General features: G+C 69.9%; 16 protein-coding genes. 10 read left to right on the forward strand and 6 right to left on the reverse strand.

Annotation, left to right across the window (positions count from 1 at the left end):
- Positions 1–110 precede the first annotated feature (110 nt).
- Together E0500_RS15160 and E0500_RS15165 are read left to right on the forward strand one after the other, a co-directional pair.
- Positions 111–1,502, forward strand: a complete 1,392-nt coding sequence (locus E0500_RS15160; RefSeq protein WP_131561695.1) for an AI-2E family transporter — start codon at positions 111–113, stop codon at positions 1,500–1,502.
- A 59-nt stretch (positions 1,503–1,561) separates the two neighbouring features.
- Entirely contained in the window at positions 1,562–2,077 is a 516-nt protein-coding gene (locus tag E0500_RS15165) for a hypothetical protein (RefSeq protein ID WP_131561693.1), read from the forward strand.
- A 51-nt stretch (positions 2,078–2,128) separates the two neighbouring features.
- Here E0500_RS15165 and E0500_RS15170 read toward each other — a convergent pair whose 3' ends face one another.
- A complete protein-coding gene (locus E0500_RS15170; protein ID WP_131561691.1) occupies positions 2,129–2,662 on the reverse strand; it encodes an alkyl hydroperoxide reductase in 534 nt (177 codons plus the stop codon).
- Positions 2,663–2,892: 230 nt separating this feature from the next.
- On the opposite strand from E0500_RS15170, the gene E0500_RS15175 reads away from it, so the two are divergent.
- From E0500_RS15175 to E0500_RS15185, 3 genes are read left to right on the forward strand one after another with little or no spacing between them, the layout of a single operon-like run.
- The gene (locus tag E0500_RS15175; protein WP_131561690.1) at positions 2,893–3,882 is read left to right on the forward strand and encodes a MarR family transcriptional regulator; all 990 of its coding nucleotides are present in this window, start codon (positions 2,893–2,895) and stop codon (positions 3,880–3,882) included.
- Between the two features lie 53 nt (positions 3,883–3,935).
- A complete protein-coding gene (locus E0500_RS15180) occupies positions 3,936–4,346 on the forward strand; it encodes a roadblock/LC7 domain-containing protein (protein ID WP_181587008.1) in 411 nt (136 codons plus the stop codon).
- Between the two features lie 4 nt (positions 4,347–4,350).
- Complete coding sequence (locus tag E0500_RS15185) at positions 4,351–4,779, forward strand: hypothetical protein (RefSeq protein WP_131561688.1); 429 nt, start codon at positions 4,351–4,353, stop codon at positions 4,777–4,779.
- A gap of 66 nt (positions 4,780–4,845) precedes the next feature.
- On the opposite strand, the gene E0500_RS15190 is transcribed toward E0500_RS15185, so the two are convergent.
- Genes E0500_RS15190 through E0500_RS15200 form a run of 3 tightly spaced genes read right to left on the reverse strand, consistent with a single transcriptional unit; the run spans position 4,846 to position 8,398 of the window.
- Positions 4,846–7,194, reverse strand: coding sequence for an ABC transporter permease (locus tag E0500_RS15190; RefSeq protein ID WP_131561686.1), 2,349 nt, complete (start codon positions 7,192–7,194; stop codon positions 4,846–4,848).
- The gene (locus E0500_RS15195) at positions 7,191–7,877 is read right to left on the reverse strand and encodes an ABC transporter ATP-binding protein (protein ID WP_131561685.1); all 687 of its coding nucleotides are present in this window, start codon (positions 7,875–7,877) and stop codon (positions 7,191–7,193) included. Before E0500_RS15195 ends, E0500_RS15190 begins: the two co-directional genes overlap by 4 nt.
- Positions 7,874–8,398, reverse strand: coding sequence for a PadR family transcriptional regulator (locus E0500_RS15200; RefSeq protein WP_131561683.1), 525 nt, complete (start codon positions 8,396–8,398; stop codon positions 7,874–7,876). Before E0500_RS15200 ends, E0500_RS15195 begins: the two co-directional genes overlap by 4 nt.
- A gap of 325 nt (positions 8,399–8,723) precedes the next feature.
- Here E0500_RS15200 and E0500_RS15205 point away from each other — a divergent pair, with 325 nt between their 5' ends.
- From E0500_RS15205 to E0500_RS15225, 5 genes are all read left to right on the forward strand, one after another.
- Positions 8,724–11,078: a transglycosylase domain-containing protein gene (locus E0500_RS15205; protein WP_131561681.1), complete on the forward strand. Its 2,355-nt coding sequence runs from the start codon at positions 8,724–8,726 to the stop codon at positions 11,076–11,078.
- A 275-nt stretch (positions 11,079–11,353) separates the two neighbouring features.
- Positions 11,354–11,758 carry a DUF2690 domain-containing protein gene (locus E0500_RS15210; RefSeq protein WP_165934937.1) on the forward strand — a complete coding sequence of 135 codons (405 nt, stop codon included), beginning with the start codon at positions 11,354–11,356 and terminating at the stop codon, positions 11,756–11,758.
- Positions 11,759–11,900: 142 nt separating this feature from the next.
- Positions 11,901–14,138 carry a glycoside hydrolase domain-containing protein gene (locus E0500_RS15215; protein ID WP_131561677.1) on the forward strand — a complete coding sequence of 746 codons (2,238 nt, stop codon included), beginning with the start codon at positions 11,901–11,903 and terminating at the stop codon, positions 14,136–14,138.
- A 13-nt stretch (positions 14,139–14,151) separates the two neighbouring features.
- On the forward strand, positions 14,152–14,640 hold the full coding sequence (locus E0500_RS15220; protein WP_131561675.1) for a hypothetical protein: 489 nt from the start codon (positions 14,152–14,154) through the stop codon (positions 14,638–14,640).
- On the forward strand, positions 14,637–15,404 hold the full coding sequence (locus tag E0500_RS15225) for a twin-arginine translocation signal domain-containing protein (protein ID WP_131561673.1): 768 nt from the start codon (positions 14,637–14,639) through the stop codon (positions 15,402–15,404). Before E0500_RS15220 ends, E0500_RS15225 begins: the two co-directional genes overlap by 4 nt.
- Positions 15,405–15,482: 78 nt before the next feature.
- Here the strand turns inward: E0500_RS15225 and E0500_RS15230 are convergent, their stop codons facing one another.
- Both E0500_RS15230 and E0500_RS15235 read right to left on the reverse strand, forming a co-directional pair.
- On the reverse strand, positions 15,483–17,630 hold the full coding sequence (locus E0500_RS15230) for an ATP-binding SpoIIE family protein phosphatase (RefSeq protein WP_181587009.1): 2,148 nt from the start codon (positions 17,628–17,630) through the stop codon (positions 15,483–15,485).
- Positions 17,631–17,987: 357 nt separating this feature from the next.
- Positions 17,988–18,683, reverse strand: coding sequence for a DUF402 domain-containing protein (locus E0500_RS15235; RefSeq protein ID WP_131561669.1), 696 nt, complete (start codon positions 18,681–18,683; stop codon positions 17,988–17,990).
- Between the last annotated feature and the right edge of the window lie 294 nt (positions 18,684–18,977).

The following is an 18,977-nucleotide window of genomic DNA, read 5'->3' on the forward strand; positions in this document are numbered from 1 at the left end:
CACGAGCCCCTCACCGTCCTTTGGTGAGGGGCTTTGGCCATGTACGGTCGACGTCGACCACTGGAGGGGGAGCGGTGGTGCGGAAGAGGAACGGGGGAAGAGGGCGGATCATGTCGCGAGTGCCAGAGTGGTTCGACCGGCTCGGCGCCGGACTGACCGGCTGGGGACAGGAACTGGAGCGCCGGCGCGCGGAGGCCGAGGCCCGGGACGCCGCCGACGACCCGCTGGACACCAGGGACTTCACGAACGGCGAATCCCCCGGGAACCCCACCATGGCGGAGGCCCAGCCGACCGGGTTCGTCCCGGCGCCGCCGTCCTACGCACCCGCCGTCACCGCCCGCCCCCATCCCGCCGAGGCCGTTCCCTGGGGGATGCGGGTCGCGGCCGAGGCCGGGTGGCGGCTACTCGTCCTCGCGGGCACCCTCTGGGTCCTCATGCGAGTCATCAGCGCCGTCCAACTGGTGGTGCTGGCGTTCGTCGCGGCACTCCTCATCACGGCCCTGCTGCAGCCGACGGTCTCCCGGCTGTGCCGCCTCGGCGTGCCGCGCGGCCTGGCCACGGCGCTCACCGCGATCCTCGGGTTCGTCATCATGGGCCTGATCGGATGGTTCGTGACCTGGCAGGTCATGGAGAACATCGACAACCTCTCCGACCAGATCCAGGACGGCATCGACGAGTTGCGCCGCTGGCTGCTCAACAGCCCCTTCCACGTCACCGAAGACCAGATCAACGACATCGCCAGGAACCTCCGCGAGGCGGTCAGCTCCAACACGGACGAGATCACGTCGGCGGGCCTGGAAGGCGTGACGGTCATCGTGGAGGCCCTGACCGGCATCCTCCTGGCGATGTTCTCCACGCTCTTCCTGCTGTACGACGGCGAGCGGATCTGGCAGTGGTCCCTGAAACTGGTGCCGGAGGCGGCGCGTCCAGGGGTGGCCGGAGCGGGCCCGCGTGCCTGGCGGACGCTGACGGCCTACGTGCGCGGCACGGTGATAGTGGCCCTGATCGACGCCATCTTCATCGGCCTCGGCATCTACTTCCTCGACGTCCCGATGGCGGTCCCGCTGGCCGTCTTCATCTTCCTCTTCGCCTTCATCCCGCTGGTGGGCGCCGTGGTCTCCGGCGCGCTGGCGGTGGTCGTGGCGCTGGTGACACAGGGCGTCTTCACCGCGGTCATGACACTGGTGGTCGTGCTGGCCGTCCAGCAGATCGAGGGCCACATCCTCCAGCCGTTCATCCTCGGCCGGGCGGTCCGCGTCCACCCGCTGGCGGTCGTCCTGTCCGTCGCGGCCGGCGGCATGGTCGCGGGCATCGGCGGTGCGGTGGTCGCGGTTCCGCTGGCGGCGGTGACGAACACGGTCGTGGGCTATCTGCGGGCCCACTCCCGCGAGACGTCCCTCCGGTACGCGCCGCAGCCGCGGGGAGCCACGGTGGTGGGCCCGGGCCCGGGCCCGGCACGGGAGTCGGCACCACCGGACGGTACGGCCGGCGGACAGAAGTGACGTGACCCCGACGTGACCCCTCGCGTGTTGTTCGACCCGCAGGGGCCCTGGAACGCGAAATGACGAACTTGGCACTCCTGGAACTCGAACGGCTGGACTGGTCCGGATACCAGTGCGGCTGCGGCGAGTCCGCCGAGCACCTCAAGGAGACGTTCCGCGAGTTGCTCGACGCCGAGTCCGCGGAGACGGTGCCGGGCCGACACCTGGAGAACCACCTGGAGGTGTCGGGGCTGCTCTTCCGGGCCGCGCCGGAGGCCGTGCCGGTGCTCGTCGCGGCACTCGGCGAGGACCTGCCCCGCGGGCGGCACAGGTATCTGCTGACCGCGCTGTGGCACCTGGTGGCAGGTGACTCGCACCGCTCCGAGACCGAGGCCGGCCAGCCCGACCTGGGCGACGAGTGCCGGGAGCAGGCCAGGCAGGGGCTCTGGCTCTACTACGACGAGGCGCTCCACGGCGACACCGGGACGGCCCTGGACATCCTCGAACTCGTCGAGGACGACGAGGAGCGCCTGGAACACTTCAGGGAAGCCGTCCGGCCCCGGCTGGAGAAGCAGTTGAGGCGAAGGCTGTGTTGAGGGACCGGCTCGACAGCGGCCCCGACGCGTGCCCGAGGCGTGGGCCGTGCGCTACTCGCCCAGGACCGCCTCGGCCTCCAGCATCACCCCGACCGCCTGGACGACCGACGCGATCCTGAAGGTCTCCTGGATGCTCTCGCGGTCGACACCGGCCTTGCGGAGTACCCGCTCGTGGGAGTCGAGGCACGCACCGCAGCCGTTGATGGCGGACACGGCCAAGGACCACAGCTCGACGTCGACCTTGCCGACACCGGGGTCGCCGAGGACGTTCGAGCGGAGCCCCGCCCGCAACGTGCCGTACTCGGGGTCCGACAGCAGATGACGCGTGCGGTGGAAGACGTTGTTCATCGTCATCGTCGCGGCGGTGGACTTGGCCGCCGTGTACGCCTCCGGCGACAAGTGCGCCTGGGCTTCCAGCGCCAGCTCACGCAGGACGATCGGCGAGCGCGAGGCGATCGCCGTCGCCAGCACCGTGCCCCACAGCTGCTGAGTGGTGAGGCCGGAGCCGTCGATCACCGACCCCAGGTTCAGGAGCAGGTCCCTGGCGTAGTCCGGTACCGAGGACTTGAGGGAGTCGAGGGACATGTCGGGGCACCATCCGGTCAGCAGTACGTGCGTGCGGGACCGGCGTACGAAACGGTCCCGCATTCGGTCAAATGAGCACCCGAACAAAGACCCATTGGGCGCCGTACGCTTCATCTTCCGTCAGGTAACGGCAGGTAGCGAGAGTCCCGCCGTGCCGTGCTCCCCGGCTGCTAGATCTACACCCCTCGGAGTTACACGTCAGGCGCGTGTGCGACAGGTCAAGGGGAGTGATGGCGGACCGTCGGATTTCCCTCGACCGTGCCGGGTACGGCCTGCTGTCGCGGACCCTCGCCGAGTGCGGGCGGGACGCGGCCACCGGGGAACTCCGTGTGTCCGGCCGCCCCGGTGGCGCCTTCCACCTCCGGGGCGGCCTCGTCGTCGCCGTCGAGAGCCCGGGCGCGCCCGGCCCCGAGGCGCTGCTGCTGCGTTCGGGGCGGATCAGCGGCGAGCAGTGGGACGGGCTGCTGCGCGAGCCCGGGGCCGGGCGCTGGCCGGAGACGGGACTGGTCGCGCACGGATACGCCGGTGCCGCACAGCTCCGGGTGGTCCGCATGATGGCGTTGCAGAACGCGGTGTTCGCGGTCGTCGCGGGCCGCGTGGACGGCGTCGGACCCCTCGCCGAGCCGTCCGGTTCCGGCCCCGTCGCGCCGGTCGCGATCGGCGAGAGTCCGCTGCGGCTGCTCCAGGAGGCGACCCGTAAACTCACGGCCCTCGCGGCGCTGCCCTGCCCGGTCCTGCCCGACCGCGAACGGCCCCTCCCGGCCCCCGGAACCGACGCGGACGACACCCGGGTGCCGCCCGCCCGGCGGGAGCTCCTCACCCACGCCGACGGCCGCCGCACCGCCCGGGACCTCGCCTTCACCACCGGCCGCGGCGTCTACCCCGTCACCGTCGAACTCGCCCGCATGCTCGCCGAGGGCCTCCTGCGCTGCGAGGACACCACCACGCCGGCGGCCCTGCCGGTTCCGGTCCGCACACCGCCCTCGGGCGCCCTGAGCCCCGTACGCCAGGACCGCCCCGCGCCACCGGAGGCAGCCGTACGGCTCGACGAGCCCGTACCCACCGCGGCGCCCCGGCCACCCCAGCGGCCCAGGAAGCTTCCCCGGCGCGAGCCGGGGGCCAGTGGCATCACCGAGACTCTCGCCGCGAAACGCGATGCGAGCTGGAAAGGGTTCTTCCGTCTGCGGCACCGCCTCTGGAGTCCGGACTCCGGCACCTGACGGACACGGACCCGCACACGGAGAACCACGAACACGTCAGGGAGTTCATGGACATGGATCACGAGGCTTTGACCAGGGAGATGCGAGGTCTGCGCGAGCAGGTCACCGGCGTCACGGACACGGCGGTGGCCGCCGTCGACGGACTGCTCATCGCGGCCGACACCGCGGGCCCGATCGACCCGGAGGGCGTCTCCGCGATCGCCGCCGCGGGACTCGGGCTGGCCCGTCGCACCGCCGAGGCGACCGGGCTCGGCACCCTGCGCCAGACGGTGACCCACGGCAGCCAGGGCTGCGCCGCCTTCTACGCGGTGGGGGAGACCGCGTTGCTGGTGGTCCTGGGCGACGAGGGCCTCGACATGGACCGGCTGCACGAGGCGACCCGTCCGGCCCTTGCCCGTATCGACGCGATCCTGACGGCGACCGGTGCCGGGCACGAGCCCGCACCCGCGGTCGGGGCGGTGTGAGGGGATGGCGACCAATCGAATGACGACCGGTTTCTCCGACCAGGTGATGAGCCTGGTCAAAGCACTGCGCTCCGAGGCACCCGACTGCGTCGCCGCCGGAGTGGTCGACATGTCGACAGGGATGCTGCTGTCGTACGAGACGGTCGACAACCATCCGCCGGAGGTGCTCGACCTGCTCGCCGGCGCCACCCTCGACCTCTTCCAGGGCCGTACGGTCGTGATGATCGAGGACGTGTTCAAGGAGCGCCGGGGCGACACCGGTGACCAGCACTTCTTCCAGGAGATCCTCGTCAACAGCGAGAACCTCACCCACCTGTTCATCCGTATCAACGAGCAGCAGGACGTCGTGGCCGTGGTCGTCTGCCGCAAGTCGGTGAACGTGGGCATGCTCTTCGCCCAGGCGCGGCGGGTGGTGCAGAGCCACAGCCTGTGAGCACGCACGACGGGCCCCCTCCGAAAGGGAAGGGGCCCGTCGTCGTACGGCTGGAGCCGTGTACGGCTACTCCGTGCGCAGCCCGTCCGGCCGCATCAGCCGCAGCAGCGGCGGCAGGCTGAGCAGCGTGACGACCACGACGACACCCGCGCCGACGCCGGCCATCGACAGCACGCTCGTCCAGGCCACGGTCACCGGGGTGGCCGTCATCTTCAGCAGCACCGCACCCAGGACCAGGCCCAAGGCGCACGAGAGGGTGAGGCCCAGCGCGATGGGGATCGCGGTCTGCCACAGCACCGACAGGCTCAGCGTGCGGCGCCGGGTGCCGAAGGCGACCAGGGCCGACAGCAGCTTCTTGCGCTCGCGCAGCTGCTCCAGCTGCGCGACCAGCAGGCTCGCGCCGATGAGGAAGAGCACACAGGTCGCACCGACGAACAGGCCCGTGCGGATGGAGGTGAACTCGCCGGACTGCTCGGTCGCCGTCCAGGTCCAGACGTCCGCCAGCGGATCGAGGGCGGCCGCCGTGTTCCGTACCCGTTCGGTCGCGTCCGGCACCGACGGGTCGAGGCGCACGTAGGCGGAGCTCGTGAGCGCGGGGGCGACTTCGTCGGACAGGGCGGACGGCGTGATCAGCAGGCCCCACATCGTGTCCCCACGGAGTGAATCCTCGCGCGTCTGGGCCTTCTTCACCTCGCCCCGTACCGTCCAGGCGATCTCCTTGCCCGGGCTGGTGTCGTAGGACGGGTCGAAGTACAGCGTGCGGCCGGGCTCGGCGAGCTTCGCCGAATCCGTGTCGTCCGGGGTCGGCACCACGAAAATGTCGCCGTCACGGCAGGAGGGGAGCTTCGCCATCTCCCGCAGGGCCGCGCAGTCGCCGATGGTGACGTCCGACGTCATCTCGGGGGCGTAGCGCTTCTCGCCGACCCAGCCCCTGGAGACCGCCACGACGTCGCGTACGCCCTCGGTCCGGTCGAGCTTCTGCCCGATGGCGGCCACCGGGACGCCGTGCGCCACCTCGACCTCCAGATTGGCGCGGCCGGTGTCCTTGCCCGTCGGCCTCGTGTACGCGCCCTCGACGCCGGCGAACAGCATCTGCAGGGCGATCGCGCCGGCCACCGCCACCGCGATGCCGTTGACCATGCGGGCCGCCGAGCCGCTGCTCAACTGGAGCCTGCGGACGGCCAGTTGCCAGGACACGGAGCCGGAGCCCATCCGTGCGACGACCGCCTCGACGGTCCACGGCAGCAGGGCGGTGACACCGACGAGCAGGAAGACGACGCCGCCGGTGACCATGTACTCGTTGAAGTCCCCGTTGTCCGAGCCCTGGCCCACCATCGGGTAGAGCAGCGCGAGTCCGGCCAGCGGCAGCAGCAGCCGCCACCAGAGCCTGCGCCGGGGCGGCTTGGCCGTGCGGACCACGCCGAGCGGTTCGATGACGACGCCGCGCAGCGCGAACAGGGTGACGAGTACCGCGGACGCCGGGACCGCGACGGCGACCAGTGCGGCGAGCGCGGGGGAGGGATTCAGATAGCCCGGGAACACACTGAACCGGAACACCTCGACCGAACCGGCGATCTCGCGGCCGATCAGGAAGAACACAAAGCCGAACGCAAGCCCCAGGACGGCCCCCGCGAGCGCCTCGCCCGCCGCGACCCGGCGCGTCATCCCGCCGTCGGCTCCGACCAGCCGGAGCGCCGCGAGCCTGCGGTCGCGCCGCTCGCCGCCGAACCGTACGGCCGTGGCGATGAAGACGGCGACCGGCATCAGCAGCACCACGAGGACGACCAGGGTGAGCAGCACCAGGACCGGGTCCATCTCCTCCCCGCCGGACTGGTCCGTCACCGCTCCGAAGCGCTCGATGCGGCCCACGGACGAGCCGTCGATCCGTTCCGCGAGCCCGTCGGCGCCCGCGAAGTAGGCGAGTTCGCGCGAGCCGATCAGCCCGGGCTCGCCGATGGTGCCGACGACGCGGTACGGCAGCCGGTCCTTCAGCAGCTTCCCGTCGTCCGACTTCAGCAGCTCGGCGAGCGCGGGGGAGACGACCATCTCGCCCTGCGCGGGGAACTTGTCCACCCCTGGCGGCAGCGGCGCCCGCTGCCCCTCGGGCTCCAGCAGCCGCCCGCGGACGCCCTGGTTGCGGTAGTCGGTGTCGGCGTTGGCGACGACGAGGCTCTTGTCCGACGGCTTGGCGGTGGCGGTCTCCTCGTGGAGGACGAGGCCGATGTCGTCCCGGGCGTCGTCGCGGTCGTCCCGCGCGGCCAGGGCGTTCGGTATCGCCGCGGTGAGCAGCAGCAGCGCCACGCCCAGCCCGACCCCGACCGCGGTGAGCGTGGCGCGCACCCACCCTTCGCGGCCCCCGGTGAAGGCGAACCTGACACCCATCGCCAGGTCGCGGATCCACTGGCCCGCACTCATACGGCCCGCTCCATGTCCCGGGACTTCCCGTCCCGTACGACGATCTCCCGGTCCGAGTACGCGGCGACCCGCGCCTCGTGCGTGACCAGGACGACGGCCGCGTTGGTGGACCGGGCGGCGTCCGTGAGCAGTTCCATGACGCGCTCGCCGTTGAGCGAGTCGAGCGCGCCGGTCGGCTCGTCGGCGAACAGCACACGCGGGCTCGTCACCAGCGAGCGGGCCACGGCGACCCGCTGCCCCTGACCGCCGGAGACCTCACCGGGCCGCTTGCCCTTGAGGTCGTCGACCTCCAGGCGCTCCATCCACGACAGGGCGGTGCGCTCGGCCTCCTTGCGGGAGGTCCCGTTCAGCCGCAGCGGCAGGGCGACGTTCTCGACACAGGTCAGCTCGGGCACCAGCTGGCCGAACTGGAAGACGAACCCGAACTCGCTGCGCCGCAGCGCGCTGCGCTCGGTGTCGTTCATGGTGGCCATCTCGCGGCCGTGGTACATGATCGACCCGGAGTCGGGCGTCACGATCCCGGCGAGGCAGTGCAACAGCGTCGACTTGCCGGAGCCGGAGGGGCCCATCACGGCGACGACCTCGCCGGGGTGGATGGAGAACTCGGCGCCGTCGAGGGCCGTGGTCGGACCGTAGGCCTTGCGCAGCTCGGTCGCGACGAGGAGGGAGCCGGTGGGCGTCATCGGGTCACCGCCTGGGCGAGCTTGTCGAGACGGGCGGCGGTGAGTTCGAGCCAGCGCAAGTCGGCCTCCAGGTGGAACAGGGCGTGGTCACAGATCAACTGGTCCGCCAGATCGCCCTTGCGTTTGCGGTCGGTGAGGATGCGCATCATGCGCAGGTGCTCGGAGCGCTGCGTGTCGAGGATCTCGGCCGCGTTCCGGTGGGTGAGCAGGGCCAGGACGACCTTGGTGTAGAGGACCGACTGGAGGTACGGCTCGGGCTTCTCGGGCGTCGCGAGCCACCGCCGGACATCGGTGATGCCGGCCTCGGTGATCGCGTACCGCTTCCGCTCGGGGCCGTCGCCCGGTTCGACGCCCTCGACCTCGACGAGACCGTTCTTCAGCAGCCGCGACATCGTCGAGTAGACCTGGCCGTAGTGCAGCGGCCGGTCGTGACCGAACTTCTCGTCGAAGGCCCGCTTCAGGTCGTAACCGTGTCGGGGCCCGGACTCCAGGAGTCCCAGGAGTGTGTGACCGATGGACATGCGGAGCACTGTACACGCGGCGTATACACACGACGTATACCCGCTGTGTATAGCCGACGATCAGGGGCGTCAGTGCCGCAGGTCACGGGCGATTGTCACGGTTCTGCTACCGCGCCTGTCGGTGCTCGCGGGCCTGCTGGGGCAACCTTCCGGCCTGCTGACGCGTCGATTCCCAGGGACGCGTGCTGATTGTCACGTCCCGAAAAGCCGGGATCGGCGGCCCTTTGTCATAGCGCGCGGTGTTAGCTTGCTAGGCCGACCGGCGGCACACACGCGTGTGGCGTACGAGTAGGAACACGAGACTGAAGCGGAGCGGATCGGGCCCATGGGACGAGCGGAAGAGAGACGAGCGCGACAGCGCGGCGGCCACCGCGCGGCGCCCAGGCCCTCGTCCGGAGTGATCGGCTCCGGCCCTGTCGGTACCGGCACCGCGGGGCCGAGAGCGGCCAGGAGGGCGGCCGCCTCCAGGGCCTCCGAGAAGGGCGGCATTCGTCGCTTCTTCACCTGGAAGAAGATCCTCGGCGCCTTCTTCGGCCTCTGTCTGCTCGGCATGGGCGCCTTCATCGTGCTCTACCTGGTCATCGACGTCCCGAAGGGCAATGCCCTCGCCCAGGAGCAGAGCAACATCTACAAGTACTCCGACGGCAAGACCCTCGCCCGCGACGGCGACGTCAACCGCGAGATCGTCGACCTCGACCAGGTCCCCAAGGGCGTCCAGTACACGTTCGTCGCCGCCGAGAACAAGTCCTTCTACAAGGACGCCGGCGTCGACCTCAGGGGCACGGCCCGCGGTCTGATCAACACGCTGTCCGGCAAGGGCAAGCAGGGTGGTTCGACGATCACCCAGCAGTACGTCAAGAACTACTACCTCAGCCAGGACCAGACGATCACCCGCAAGCTCAAAGAGCTCGTGATCTCGCTCAAGGTGGACCGTACGGAGTCCAAGGACTACATCCTCGCGGGCTACATCAACACCAGCTACTACGGCCGCGGCGCCTACGGCATCCAGGCCGCCGCCCAGGCGTACTACCAGAAGGACGCCGGCGAGCTCACCGTCCCCGAGGGCGCCTACCTCGCCGCACTGCTCCAGGCCCCCAGCCAGTACGACTGGGCGGTCGCCAGCGACACCAGCAGGAGGCTGGTCAAGCAGCGCTGGGACTACGTCCTCAACAACATGGTCGGGGAAGGCTGGCTGAGCGCCGCCGAGCGCGACGCCATGAAGTTCCCCGTGCCGAAGAAGCCCCAGGGCGCGCCCGGGCTGAGCGGCCAGACCGGGTACCTGGTCCAGGCGGCCAACACCGCGCTGGCGAAGCAGCTCGTCGCAGACGGCTCGGCCAGCGACATGGACGACGCCAGGGCGCTGGTCGACGCGGGCGGCTGGACCATCACGCTGAACATCGACAAGAAGAAGCAGGACCAGCTGGAGAAGTCCGTCAAGGACACCCTCACCAGCAAGCTGGACCCGAAGAAGCGGGCCGTCGACGGCGACGTCCAGGCCGGTGCCGCGTCCGTCGACCCGAAGACGGGCAAGGTCCTCGCGATGTACGGCGGCGTGGACTACACCAAGCACTTCACGAACAACGCCACGCGCGCCGACTACCAGCCCGCCTCCACCTTCAAGCCGCTGATCCTCGCCGCCGCCGTCGCGGAGGGCGCCGAGAACCAGAACGGCGACCCGATCACCGCGAGGACGATCTACGACGGCACCAGCAAGCGGCCGGTCGTGGACGGCAACGGCAACAAGGTCGGGTTCGCTCCGCCGAACGAGGACGACGTCGACTACGGCGACGTCACCGTCCAGACCGCCATGAACAAGTCCATCAACTCCGTCTTCGCGCAGATGGGCGTCGACGTCGGCATGGACGAGGTCATGAAGGTCGCGGGCGATCTCGGCATGGACGTCGAGAACGAGCAGGCGGTGCCCGCCCAGACCCTCGGCACCATGGGCGCGAGCCCGCTGCAGATGGCCGGCGTCTACGCCACTCTCGACAACCACGGCAAGAAGGTCACCCCCGCCCTCGTCGCCTCGGCCAAGCACAAGGACCGCACGGTCGAGTTCCCGGACCCGATCGGCGACCAGGTCATCAGCCGCGAGGCCGCCGACACCGTCACCTCGGTGCTCACCGGCGTGGTCGACGACGGTACGGCCCGTACGTCGGTGCGGGACAACCCGAACCGCGACGGCCAGCAGGTCGCCGGCAAGACCGGTACCTCGGACTTCAACAGGTCCGCCTGGTTCACCGGCTACACCCCGAACCTGGTCACCTCGGTCGGCCTGTTCGGTGAGAGCCCCAAGAACAGCGCCCAGGTCAGCCTGCAGGGCGCCACGGGCCTCCTCCCGGGCAAGGGACGAGTCAACGGCGGTGGCTACCCGGCGCAGATCTGGGCCGCGTACACCTTCGGCGCGATGGGCGAGGTCACCAAGTTCGACCTGGAGACCAACCAGGGGGCGGCGGTCGAGCCCAGCCAGCCGCCGACGCCCAGCAACACACCGTCGACGCCTCCGTCGGACGAGCCGACCACGGAGGAGCCGACGACGACTGCTCCGCCGAGCACTCCGGAGACGACTCCCGAGGGGACACCGACGGGAGGACCGACGAGTCCGACGCCGGACGACACCACCTCGTCACCGGAGATCTCGCTGCCCGGAAATCCGGACAATCCGCGAAACAGCCAGTGAGAGAAAGAAAAGGGCGCCCGGAATCACGCCGGGCGCCCTTTTCGCGCCCTTGGTCTCGGAGTCCTCTCCCATGGGGAATCCCGAATTCCGGGTATCGCGGGGTGAAATGCCCTTTGTGGCGTTTTTGCTTCTCCCACAAAAGTGCTGGACGGTCGTCCCTCGGCGGGTTAATCTCAGCCACGATCCACCGCGATCGGTGGTCTGAATCCTTAATAAGGGGGAGCGGCATGGTCCGCAAAAACGCAGTCAAGGCTGCGCTGGTTTCCGCTGCTGCGGTGGCTCTCACGATGATTCCTCTGGGCGGCACCTCGTACGCCGCCGGCTGTTCCGGCTCGGGCTGCGACAACAAGGGCCCGGTGACCTACGGCTGCGACGGCGACGTCACCACGATGCGGTCCGTCAACAACAACAGCCGTGTCGCTGAACTGCGCTGGTCGGCCGACTGCACCGCGGGCTGGGTGCGCGTCACCAACAACGCCAACCCGTCCCAGTACGCCTCCTATGCGACGATCGAGAAGTACGACGCCAGCGGGAACCTCCTGAAGTCCCTCCGGGTCGACACGCCCCCCTATGGCCAGTCCGACTGGTCGAACATGCTCGGCGGCTCGCAGTACTACTACCGCATCTGTGTCCGGTTCGACGCGGATCTCTACCCGCTGAAGTGCAGCACGAAGTGGTAGTCGCCGGTATTCCGGCAGTAGTCCCCATCACCGCGTAACACGATTCCTGGCCCACCGGTGCCTGTACTGGGTAATTCCACGCAGGCGCCGGTGGGTGAATTCTGTCTGCCCAAAAAGGGGCAAAAAAAGGGGGAACACCATCGTGGCCGATGAAATGGTCAGACGGGCCCAGCAGTTCGTGAACCAGGTCTACGGCAGCCGCATCGGCATGACCGTGACGGAGAACGGTCAGACCGGCTGGAACACCATGTACGCCCTGACCCGCGCCCTCCAGTGGGAGCTGGGCATCACGACACTCTCCAACAGCTTCGGGCCCACCACGCTCTCCACGCTGACGTCGAAGTACCCCAAGCTCAACGCGTCGACGGTGCCCTCGGCGGACTTCTGCCGCATCATCCAGTCGGCCATGTACTGCAAGGGCTACGACGGCGGCGACATCGACGGGACGTACAACTCCCGCGTCCAGGCCGCGATGTCCAAGCTGAAGACCGACATGGGCGTCGACATCGCGTTCCCGGGCAGCGACCTGACGCCGAAGGTGTTCAAGGGCCTGCTCAACATGGACGCCTACGTCACCGTCAACTCGGGATCCGACGCGATCCGCAGCGTGCAGCGGTGGCTGAACGGCCGCTACGTGAACCGCCAGGACTTCTTCATCATCCCGTGCGACGGCCACAACTCCCGCGACGTCTCCAAGTCCATGCTCTACGCCATCCAGTACGAACTCGGCATGGCCGACGGCACCGCGAACGGCGTGTTCGGTCCGGGGACCCAGAGCGGGCTGAAGAGCCACACCGTGACGGTCGGGGACGCCGGCACCTGGGCCCTGCTGTTCTCCGCCGGCATGATCCTCAACAAACGCCCGGTGTCGTTCGGGGGCTTCACCACGGCCACGCAGTCCGCGGTGCGGGACTTCCAGAACTTCGTGGCTCTCCCCGTGACCGGCGTGGGGGACTTCTCGACCTGGGCCTCTCTGCTCGTCTCCTACGGCGACCAGTCCCGCAAGGGCGAGGCATGTGACGGCGTGACCCTGATCACCCCGGCGCGTGCGGCGGCGCTGAAGGCGGAGGGCATCAAATACGTCGGACGCTACCTCACCAACCCGGACCCGACGCCGAGCGACGACCTGAAGCACAAGGCGATCCAGCCCGGTGAGCTGCAGACCATCGCCGACAACGGACTGCGCTGCTTCCCGATCTACCAGACCTTCGGCCGGGACGCCGGCGACTTCAGCTACGCCCAGGGGCGTGCGGCCGGGCAGGCCGCGATCAACGCGGCCCTGGACCACGGCTTCAAGCCGGGCACCCGCATCTTCTTCGCCGTCGACTTCGACGCCCTGGACTCGGACGTCACCAACAACGTCCTGCCCCACTTCAAGGGCATCCAGGACGCCGTCGAGGACGACGGAATCCGGTTCGCGATCGGCGTGTACGGGCCGCGCAACGTGTGCACCCGGGTCGGTGAGGCCGGCCACTCCGGAGCCTCGTTCGTCTCCGACATGTCCTCAGGCTTCTCCGGGAACTTCGGGTATCCGCTGCCGGCGGACTGGGCCTACGACCAGATCGTCACCAAGTGGGTCGGCTCCGGCGACGGGGCGATCGAGATCGACAACAACATCGCCTCCGGCCGTGACATCGGGCAGAACTCGTTCAACAAACCGCGCACACAGGTGCCGGACGTCGGCTTCGGCAGCAGCTATCTGAACGCCCTGGGTATCGACCTGAGCAAGTACATGCGGTCGATCGGCTACGCGGACGACGGCGGCACCGGCGCTGACGCAAGGCTCTTCACCCACACCCAGTGCTTCGAGACGATCATGTCGCACGACGCGCTGATCACCCAGCTGTCGAACACGTACAACATGCGCAAGGCGCTGATCCAGACCTCCGCCTACTGGGAGATGCGCCACTACGACCTGATCGACCAGGCTGTGGACCACCAGGTCGCCTCCTACCACCTCAACGGCGTCGGTGCGGTCAAGGACTCCTCCACCGGCATCGCCCAGATCAGCGGCAACGTCGGCATCCGCGCCTGGAACTACTGCATCGACAACGGCCACGCGACCGGCACGAAGCTCGAACCCACCAAGGACGCCGACATCTGGACGATGTGGCAGAGGGTCAACCAGGACAACGCCTACAGCGTGCGGACCGTGTCGCTGATCCACCTGTGGGACGCGGGAGGCAAGCCGGGCGGTATAAACCCTCCGGGCGGCGAGAGCGTCATGCGCTCCATGCGCCTCGACTACACCGAGTCGGAGATTTTCGAGGTTCTGCGCCGTTATCAGGGGTGGGGAACCGAGGCGGAGGAGCATGCGGGCAAGCGCATGGCCATCTACCAGATCTTCGAGAAGTACAACAGCATCCTTAGAAACCCGTGAGCAAGGCGGCGAGATGACGGCATCCGATCCCTTCGCGGGGCCCAGCCCCCTCATTGTGCTCCTGATCATCGTGGTGGGGGGCATCACCGCGTTCGGCCTCGCCGGCTACGGCTTCGGCAGGCTCGGCCGGCACGGCGTGCGAGGCTCGGGTCCAGAGGTCGTCCTGCCCTCTCTCGCCGCCCTCGCCGGCGCCGCCGCCCTCGCCATGTACGTCTGGGGCGCTGTGCACCTCCTGCTGGACGAGACCATGACGACCGACGCGTGCAGAGAGGCGGTGGGCGAGCAGCACGCGGCCGACATCGACCGCTACGACGTCTCCTATGTCCCGTTGCGCCTCGGCTGCCACGTCGAAGGCGTCGGTACGTACGCCGCCGCCGTCCCTGGTTATGTCAACCCCGCCGCGGTGGGACTGGCCCTGACCGGCGTCGTGCTCCTGATCTCCGGGGGATTCGTATCGGAGCTCCGGGCCAGACACGACCTCAGAAAAGAGACCTCCAGTTGAACGCTCACCACACCACACGCCGTACGTTCCTCGGCCGCACCGCAGCGATCACCGGTGTCGCGATCGCGGCCTCCCTTCCCGCCTCCCAGTTCCTCGCCTCCCCGGCGTACGCGGCCGACAAGGACCCGGCTCCCGCCCGGGTGCGGGAGGCCGTGCGACGGGCACAGGCACGCAACAGACGAGTGCTGACGGGCAAGACGTCCCACAACGGCTGGGAGATGGAGCGGGTGGCCGACGAGGACGGTGCCATCTACACCCGTCCCGTCCCCGGTACCCCGCTCGAAGGCATCGCCGTACGCCTGGGAGACGTGGAGACCGTCCTCGTACACGTCGTCCGCCGTTTCCACTACGAGGTCGACGAACTCCGCAAGGGCGACGTCGTCGGCTGGCGCTCCCCGGGCACGGTCCGCAAGGGCCTGGCCGAGTCCAACCAGGCGTCCGGCACGGCCGTGCAGATCCGGCCGGGGCACTACCCGAGCGGTGCCCGCGGCGGCTTCTACCCCCAGCAACTGCTGGTGATCCGGGACATTCTCGCCGAGCTCGACGGGGTCGTCCGCTGGGGCGGGGACGACCGCAAGCCGGACGAGTCGCTGTTCTCCATCGACGTGGGGCCCGGCGACGAGCGCCTCGCGCAGGTCGCGGCCAAGCTCCACAGGTGGAGCCAGGCTCCCGGAGCCGGGGCCGGTGCGCCCGTGGACGTGACGTCCACCAAGCGCCGTAAGGCGGCCCGGACACTCGCGGACCGTCAGCGCGCGGCGGCGTAGCGGGAGGAGCGAAGACCCGGTCCACGAACGGAGACGAGGGGTGGCCCCCAGGGGGACACCCCTCGTCTCATGTGCGCTTCACGCCCGGTTCAGCTCGAACCAGACCACCTTGCCCGTGCTCAGGCGGGTCGCGCCCCAGCGTCGGGCCATCTTGTTGACCAGGTAGAGCCCGCGGCCCCCTTCGTCCGTGGCCCGAGCCTGCCGCAGCCGCGGCAGCTGGGGCACGTCGTCGGTGACCTCGCAGCGGAGCACATCGGTGCGCAGCAGGCGGAGGGTGACCGGGCGGGAGGCGTACCGCACCGCGTTGGTCACCACCTCGCTGATCAGCAGCTCCACCGAATCGCTCAGCTCCTCCAGACCCCAGCGGGACAGCGCGTGCCGGGCCAGCCGCCGGGCCCGGCCCGGAGCCATCTCCTCCGGTTCCAGGAACCAGTACGCGACGTCACTGGGCGCGATGCCGTCGAAGCGGGCGGCGAGCAGCGCGATGTCGTCGTCCCGGTCGCCCGGGCCGAGCATGTCGAGCACCTCGTCGCACAGCGCCTCCAGCGGCGGCGGATGGTCCGGGCCGGTGAGCTGCGCGGTGGCGGCGAGCTTCTCGCGCAGCTGTTCTATCCCGGTCCACACGTCCCGCAGCCGCGACTCGACCAGGCCGTCGGTGTAGAGGAGCAGCGTGGCCCCGGCGGGCGCGTCCAGCTCGACCGCCTCGAAGTCCACCCCGCCCACACCGATCGGCGCGCCCGGCGGCACCCGCAGCACCTCGGCGCGGCCGCCCAGATGCAGCAGGACCGGCGGCGGATGCCCGGCGTTGGCGATGGTGATCCGGTGCGAGACCGGGTCGTACACCGCGTACAGGCAGGTCGCCATGCGGTCGGTGCCCAGCCGCTGGGCCTGCTCGTCGAGGTGGTGCAGCACCTCCTGCGGCGGCAGGTCGAGCCCGGCCAGGGTCTGCGCCGTGGTCCGCAGCTGGCCCATGATCGCGGCCGAGGTCATGGAGTGCCCCATGACGTCGCCCACGACCAGGGCGACCCGGCTGCCGGGCAGCGGGATCGCGTCGTACCAGTCGCCGCCGACACGCGCGGTCTCGGCGGCCGGCAGATAGCGGTGCGCCAGCCGTACCCCGGTGGGGCGCGGCAGCGTCTCGGGCAGCATCGTGCGCTGCAACTCGTCCGCGATGTACGCCTCGCGGCCGTACAGCACCGCCTTGTCGATGCCCAGCGCGCTGTGCGTGGCGAGCTGGGCGGCGACCAGCAGGTCGTCCTGCTCGAACGCCATGCGCTCCGGGCGGCGCAGGAACAGCGCCGCACCGATCACCCGGCGGCGGCCGCGCAGCGGCGCCAGGATGGCGCGCTGGCCCGTGGGCACCGCGAACGGGCTGTCCTCACCGATGAGTTCGGGCAGGGCGTCCCGGGCCGCGGGCGCGTCCGCGAACACCGGCCGTACCCCGCGGAGCACCTCGGCGAGCGCGCCACCGGGCCGTACCTCGCACAGCTCCGCCGTGACCGCCGACAGATCGGCGGGCTCCGGCTGGACCGCGGGCATGAAGCCGTTCTCGGTGTCGCGCTCCGCCGGGATCCGGTCGGTACGGCGCAGCCGCAGCACCAGCGGGCCCACCGGCCGCTCGTCGCCGACGGGCAGCGGCTCGCGCAGGTAGACCAGGATCGCGTCCGAGAACGTCGGCACGGTGGCCCGGCACAGACCCATCACGATCTCGTCCAGGTCGATGCCCCGGGCGATCCGCCGCGTCGCCGCGCCCACGAACCGCAGCCGGTCCCCGTCCCGCCGCATAGGCATGGGACTGCCCGGCGGCAGCCCCTGGCCCCGGCGCCGCTCCTGGCCGTCCGCCGAGCCCGAGAGCTGCTCGGCGCCCGGCTGGGCCGGGATGCCCTCCGGAACGGGACGCGGGCGGTGCGGGTCGGGCTCGCTGGCCGCGGGCTGCGAGTGCTCCGGACCGCTGGTCGCGGAGGTGTCGCCGGTCGCGGGGGCGCCCTGGCCGGAGGAGGCGCCCTGGGAGCTCTTCGCGCAGGGTGTACCCGGTTCGGAGGGTGCGTCGCCCGTGCGCGCCTGAGCGGGTAAGGCGGCGGAGGGCGGCATCTGGAGCGGTTCGGTGGCCGGCATCGGCAGCGCCTCCGGGGTACGCAGGAGCGCCCCGCGGGGATCCGCGGGGCTCGCGCCCGGCTGGGGGCGCTCGTGGGAGGTGGGGTGCTCCGTCACGCGTGTCGAATCCATCCGTGCGGGGCTGTGCGCCGTGCGTGGGGTCCGGCACACAGCAAACCCGTTGTTTCCTCCCGCAGGAAGCCCGATACCCGGAATAGGTGCCCCGGGAACGGAATTCCCGCGTGGTCAGAGGCAGTTCCTGTGCCACAGGCGGTATCGGCCGACCCGGTCGACCACAGCACTGGCCGCACGGACGGCCCGACCGGCCGTCTCCGGCCCGTACCGGTGTAGCCCTCGTACCCCTTGGTCACGTCCTGCCGCCCCTCGGTGACGTTCGGTCAAGCACTGTGCGTCCTGCGGGAGTTGCCCCCATGAAATCCTTTGCGGAGGACGATCCTACGGTTGTGGACCGGGGGCGTTTCAAGGGTCTCATGGCGACGCGTGCGCCGGAGTGCGGTCCCAGTCGTCCGGAAGGGAGGGTACGCCCCATTCGTGATTCGGGCGCCAGTGCTGCCACCCTTCCGAGAAGGGGGGTCCCCAGTCCTGGATCACCTTCACGGCCGCACGTCCCGCCTCGCGTACCCGCTCGGCCAGTTGAGCGTCCATCAGCCCGTCCCGCTGGGCCTGCGCGAACTCGTCCTCGTCGTGCCAGAGCCAACTGCGGTCCGGACGCACCGAGATGTCGAGGAAGTGGTCCCGGGAGTCGACACCGCCGTCCCAACGCGTCCCCGGCTCCTCCAGGTTCACGTACCAGTTCTTGAACCGCCAGCCCGGCTCCCAGAACAGCCACACGGACCACGGCTCGCCGGGCCGGGCCAGCTTCAGCACACCCGTACCGAACCAGCGGTCCCGCTGTACGGCCCGCGGCTTGGTGTAGCGGGTCTCCAGCGGCTCGACGTGCACAGGGGTGCCGTCGGCGAGCACGGGCCGGACGCACTCGGTGCCCGGCGCCAGCCACACGGCGAGCAACTCGGCGTCATCCCGTACGACGGTGACGGGGCGCACGATGTGGAAGTGCTCGCCGGCGTTCTCCCGGTAGCGCCACAGGATCTGACTCCCTGGCGCCCAGTACCCGGGCGCAGACTCGCGCTTGTCCACTCGTCTCACCGCTCCGTCATCCGCCATGCAGAGATATTAGGTGCCCCTGGCATACGACGCCGCTGTGGGCGTCAAGGTTCACCTGGTTTTGACGAGGACGTACCGGCGTTCACGCGGGGAGGGATCGCCTCCTGTCGCTGCGACGCGGGGCGTCGCCGTATCTGCTCGCTTGCGGGGCGCGCGGAGCGCCCGCGTGGCTGACCGGCGAGGCCGGAAAATGCGAACAAGAGGCCCATGGGTCACCTGGACTGGTGATCGTCGAGGAAGTGCCGGTCGTGCGTGCGGCTGTCGTACTACGGTCCGATGGCATGAAGGTGGTGG

It is taken from the genome of Streptomyces sp. KM273126 (assembly GCF_004337435.2).
GTDB lineage: Bacteria > Actinomycetota > Actinomycetes > Streptomycetales > Streptomycetaceae > Streptomyces > Streptomyces acidicola.

What these genes read in the sequence shown, in the direction of transcription:
- E0500_RS15190 (WP_131561686.1), bottom strand. Translation starts at nt 7,194, where the DNA reads ATGAGTGCGGGCCAGTGGATCCGCGACCTGGCGATGGGTGTCAGGTTC.
- E0500_RS15200 (WP_131561683.1), bottom strand. Translation starts at nt 8,398, where the DNA reads ATGTCCATCGGTCACACACTCCTGGGACTCCTGGAGTCCGGGCCCCGA.
- E0500_RS15220 (WP_131561675.1), top strand. Translation starts at nt 14,152, where the DNA reads ATGACGGCATCCGATCCCTTCGCGGGGCCCAGCCCCCTCATTGTGCTC.
- E0500_RS15195 (WP_131561685.1), bottom strand. Translation starts at nt 7,877, where the DNA reads ATGACGCCCACCGGCTCCCTCCTCGTCGCGACCGAGCTGCGCAAGGCC.
- E0500_RS15175 (WP_131561690.1), top strand. Translation starts at nt 2,893, where the DNA reads ATGGCGGACCGTCGGATTTCCCTCGACCGTGCCGGGTACGGCCTGCTG.
- E0500_RS15205 (WP_131561681.1), top strand. Translation starts at nt 8,724, where the DNA reads ATGGGACGAGCGGAAGAGAGACGAGCGCGACAGCGCGGCGGCCACCGC.
- E0500_RS15235 (WP_131561669.1), bottom strand. Translation starts at nt 18,683, where the DNA reads ATGGCGGATGACGGAGCGGTGAGACGAGTGGACAAGCGCGAGTCTGCG.
- E0500_RS15230 (WP_181587009.1), bottom strand. Translation starts at nt 17,630, where the DNA reads ATGGATTCGACACGCGTGACGGAGCACCCCACCTCCCACGAGCGCCCC.
- E0500_RS15170 (WP_131561691.1), bottom strand. Translation starts at nt 2,662, where the DNA reads ATGTCCCTCGACTCCCTCAAGTCCTCGGTACCGGACTACGCCAGGGAC.
- E0500_RS15180 (WP_181587008.1), top strand. Translation starts at nt 3,936, where the DNA reads ATGGATCACGAGGCTTTGACCAGGGAGATGCGAGGTCTGCGCGAGCAG.
- E0500_RS15160 (WP_131561695.1), top strand. Translation starts at nt 111, where the DNA reads ATGTCGCGAGTGCCAGAGTGGTTCGACCGGCTCGGCGCCGGACTGACC.
- E0500_RS15165 (WP_131561693.1), top strand. Translation starts at nt 1,562, where the DNA reads ATGACGAACTTGGCACTCCTGGAACTCGAACGGCTGGACTGGTCCGGA.
- E0500_RS15185 (WP_131561688.1), top strand. Translation starts at nt 4,351, where the DNA reads ATGGCGACCAATCGAATGACGACCGGTTTCTCCGACCAGGTGATGAGC.